This window comes from Natronospira sp. (assembly GCF_007134575.1).
Taxonomy (GTDB): Bacteria; Pseudomonadota; Gammaproteobacteria; order Natronospirales; family Natronospiraceae; genus Natronospira; species Natronospira elongata.
In genome coordinates this window covers 1-3,941 of sequence record NZ_SLKM01000073.1, presented here as the reverse complement: position 1 = coordinate 3,941, position 3,941 = coordinate 1, and the positions used below count along the sequence as shown (strand labels likewise).

General features: G+C 65.0%; 4 protein-coding genes. 1 reads left to right on the top strand and 3 read right to left on the bottom strand.

Annotation, left to right across the window (positions count from 1 at the left end; genetic code table 11):
• On the bottom strand, positions 1–264 hold a 264-nt coding region (locus tag ACJWXQ_RS02960; RefSeq protein ID WP_406672106.1), incomplete at its 3' end, for a glycosyltransferase.
• Between the two features lie 56 nt (positions 265–320).
• Positions 321–2,159 carry an ABC transporter ATP-binding protein gene (locus ACJWXQ_RS02955; protein WP_406672105.1) on the bottom strand — a complete coding sequence of 613 codons (1,839 nt, stop codon included), beginning with the start codon at positions 2,157–2,159 and terminating at the stop codon, positions 321–323.
• A gap of 329 nt (positions 2,160–2,488) precedes the next feature.
• On the opposite strand from ACJWXQ_RS02955, the gene ACJWXQ_RS02950 reads away from it, so the two are divergent.
• Positions 2,489–3,475, top strand: coding sequence for a glycosyltransferase family 2 protein (locus ACJWXQ_RS02950; RefSeq protein ID WP_406672104.1), 987 nt, complete (start codon positions 2,489–2,491; stop codon positions 3,473–3,475).
• 99 nt (positions 3,476–3,574) lie between these two features.
• Here ACJWXQ_RS02950 and ACJWXQ_RS02945 read toward each other — a convergent pair.
• The coding region (locus tag ACJWXQ_RS02945) for an acyltransferase (protein ID WP_406672103.1) at positions 3,575–3,941 on the bottom strand (367 nt) is incomplete at its 5' end.

Sequence of the window (3,941 nt, the reverse complement as noted above, 5' to 3'; positions counted from 1 at the left end):
GCAGTCGGAGTCGGTGAACGCCAGGAACTCGCCCTCGGTGCACGCGATCCCCTTGTTGCGTGCCGCGTACGATCCGGGTCGCGGCTCGGACACGCAGCGAACTCGCGGGAAGGCACGGCAGACGCCGGCGATGTCTTCGCCCGAGCCGTTGTCGACGACTAGGACCTGGTACCGGTCGGCGGGGTATGTCTGCTCCTCCAGCGCGCGCAGGCATCCAGCCAGGCGCCGAGCGTCGTCGTATACCGGGACGATGACCGCGACCAACGGCCAACTCGTGCACTCTGACGCGTCTGACCCCATGCTCCAACCCCGATGCCTCGTCAGCTGGGCGTCCGCCCTAGGGCCAGATCGTGCGCCATGTCAGAGTGGCCACGGCCCAGCGCCATCTTTCGGAACGTCTCGTTGCTGCGCAACAGCTCGTCGTACGTTCCCTCCGCGGTGATCTGCCCGTGTTCCAAGAGGTAGATCGTGTCGCACTCACGCACCGTGCCGATCCGATGGGCGATCATCACGACGGTCTTGGCATGCTTCATCCCGCTAACTGCGGAGAAGATGTCGTCCTCCGTGACGCCGTCGAGGGCGCTGGTGGCCTCGTCCAGGATCAGGATCTCGGGATCGTTGTATAGCGCTCGGGCGATTCCGATCCGTTGGCGCTGGCCGCCGCTCAGGCGCACGCCTCGCTCCCCGACGACGGTGTCGTAACCGTTGGGTAGCTCATTCACGATGAAATCGTGAATGCTCGCGAGCTTGGCGGCGCGCTCGACCGCGGCCATGTCGATGTCCGCTTCGGGAACGCCGAAGGCGATGTTCCAGGCGACGCTGATGTCCGACAGGAAGATCTGCTGAGGGACGTACCCGACACTGTTCTGCCAAGCGCCCAGACGGGTGTCGTCAAGGGGCACGCCGTCGACGAACAGCTCACCTCGCTGCGGCCTCAGCAATCCCATGATGATGTCGGCCAGCGTCGTCTTCCCGGAGCCGGTGGTACCGACGAAGGCGATCGAGGTGTTCGCCTTGATCGACAGATCGAACCCGTCGAACACGGCGACGTCCGTGCCAGGGTAGTGGTAGCTGATGCCCCTGAGGTCGAGCGCGCCCATCAGAGCCAGCGGGGCAAGCGACTGCCTGTCCGGATCGACGACCTGGTCTCTCGGGCGCAGGTCGCCGCTCAAGCGGTCGAGCGCGACGCCGGCGTACTTCAGCGCGGTCAGCGAATCGAAGGCCTGCGTAAGTGACGGCTTGAGACGGTAGCTGGCGACGGCGTAGAGCCCGATTATGGGAAGGGCCTCGCCGAGGCCACCGTTGAACGCCAGCCGATACAGCACGAAGAGCAGGATGCCCCCGAACACGATGATCTCCAGGGCCTGCGTCGGTAACATGACGATGACCTGCTTCGCGGCCTGGCTATTCGCGTACGTCCTAGACGCGCGCGCGAAGCGCATGACGTAGCTCGGTTCGCGCCCGAGCACCTTGACGTCCTTAATGCCGCCGAACACCTCGTTGGCAGCCTGGAAACGGGCGCGGTTGGCATCGAACCTTACGCGCCCAAGGGCGGCGACCCGGCGCCGCACAATCACGTACACGGCGCCGTACAAGCCGCCCAAGACGATCACCGACGCGCCGGCCAGCAGCGGATCGACGATGACCAGCAGCGCGACGATGAACAAGGCCTTGACTCCCGTAGCGATCAGCTTGATCGCCGGGAGGATGACGCCGCGAACGACCTCCCACACCTCAGAGAGCAGGTTGGAGCCCAGTTCGGCAGAGTTGCGGTCGAGGAAGAACTCGTAGGGCCGGAAGATGTAGTCCTTGAGGATCCGCACCGACATCCTGTGACCGGCCATCCAGGCGAAGCGGAGGAGCCCCCACATGGTGAGGGCCGTCACCGCGTTGGTCAACACGAGCAGCACGAAGACGGCGACTCCGAGGAAGACGAGGAAGCTGTTGATGCTGTCAAATCCGAGCGTCGTGAAGGCGAGCTGGACCCATGGGTTCTGCAGGGCCGCCTCGGGATTGGCGACCACCGCCAGAAAGGGGATGACCGACGCGATGCCGAACGTTTCGAGAAGCGCCGCAACGACGCTCAGCACGAGAAGGAGGCCGAGCTTGCGCCGATCTCCGTCGTCGAGCAAGCTGAGAAGCCGTTTTCCCGTGGTCAAAATCCGCCTGCCTGTTGTCGAGAGGATGAAGGTGGACCAACGTCCGCGTTACGAAGTCTACCCAGGCGGCTGCGCGGGCGTAGAGGTGGGCATCACACGCTGGCAAGGAGCCGCGGGAATCGCGTCTGGCTTGGACTCGCCAGTCGCGTCGAGATGCCGCGTCAGCCGGCAAGGGCCCCGGACCCCATCATCGTTCGGGGTACGCTACCGCCGACGCTTGCGTCCCGCCGAGGTGTGACGGTTGCCCCGGTCGAGGTTGGCGCGGTGGTCTTTCATGATGCGTACTAAGGCCCGGCCAAGGGGGCACAGGAACCGTCGAGGAGCCGAGAATGGCGTTGAACGAGCCGCTCGTGACCGTCGTGACGCCGGTGTACAACACCGAGAAATACCTCGCGGAGTGCATCGAGAGCGTGCTCGCGCAGACGTATCGGAACTTCGAATACATCATCGTCGACAACCAGAGCAAGGATGGCTCGCTGGAGCTCGCTCAGCGGTACGCCGAACGCGACGACCGCATCCGCATCCACGCGAACGAGGCGTTCCTAGCCCAGATGCCGAACTGGAACCACGCATTGCGCCTCATTTCGGCCGACAGCGAACACTGCAAGATCGTGCACGCTGACGATTGGCTGTTTCCGGCCTGCCTTCAGGAGATGGTTGCCTGCGCACGGCGCAACCCTTCGGTCGGATTGGTCGGTTCGTACCGCTTGGACGAGACCCGGGTGAACCTCGACGGTCTGCCCTACCCCAGCCACTGCACGCCGGGGCGGGAAATCGCCCGCCTGCACCTGCTCGGCAAGATCTTCGTCTTCGGTGCACCGACCTCGCTGTTACTGCGATCCGACGTCGTCCGCGACCGCGATCCGTTCTACGAGGAAGACAACCCGCACGCCGACGTCGATGCCTGTCTGGCAACGCTGCGTACGACCGATTTCGGCTTCGTACACGAGGTCTTGACGTTCACGCGACGGCACAACGAGTCGGCGACCTCGCTGGTGAAGCGGTTCGGTACCAATCGGCTGGCGAGGCTCAAGGCGCTCGAGGATCACGGTCCCTTCTTCCTCGAGCCCGATGAGTTCGAGCGACGTCGTCAGGAGGCATACGGCGATTACTACCAGTTCCTTGCCCTGCAACTCCTCTCGCAGCAGGGGCGTGAGTTCTGGCAGTACCACCGCCGCGGCCTCGACCGCATCGGCCGGCCGCTGAACTACGGCAGGCTGGGCCTAGCGCTCGCGGCCAAGCTGCTCGACACGCGCAGCAGCGCAAGCCACGTGGTCGCTGGCTTCCGGCGCCGATGGGCCGAGCGAGGCACTTAGCAGGGCGCGGAAGAACCCGCGCCTCCTCTATCTGCCTTGCCTCCGCCGTGCGTTCGCGCTCAATGTCCGGGCACCGTAAGCCCGAGCGCGTCGGGCCCCTCAAGCGGTCCGGTCGCTGTGCTCGCCGGCATGGACCCAACGCTCTTGCCGTTCGTCCCAAAGCTTGAGGACCCTCGCCGGTGAGCCCGCGGCGATGCACCTCGGGGGCACGCTCGCGGTGACCACGCTGTTAGCGCCGATGATGGCGTGCTCGCCGATCGTCACGCCGGGCATGATCACGACGTTCTGGCCGATCCAACTGCCGCGCCCGACGACGATCGGCGCGATGCGGAAGATCGGCTGGTACTTGTAGGGCACGGTCGCGGTCTGGTAGCCGTGCGAGCCGTCGTTCAGGAAGACGTTGGAGGCGAACATCACGTCGTCCTCGATGGTGACGCTCTGCTGTGCGAACACCTGCAGGTTGGCG

Bases quoted from the DNA above. Each gene is read 5' to 3' on its own strand.
- ACJWXQ_RS02950 (WP_406672104.1), top strand. From the start codon at position 2,489: ATGGCGTTGAACGAGCCGCTCGTGACCGTCGTGACGCCGGTGTACAAC.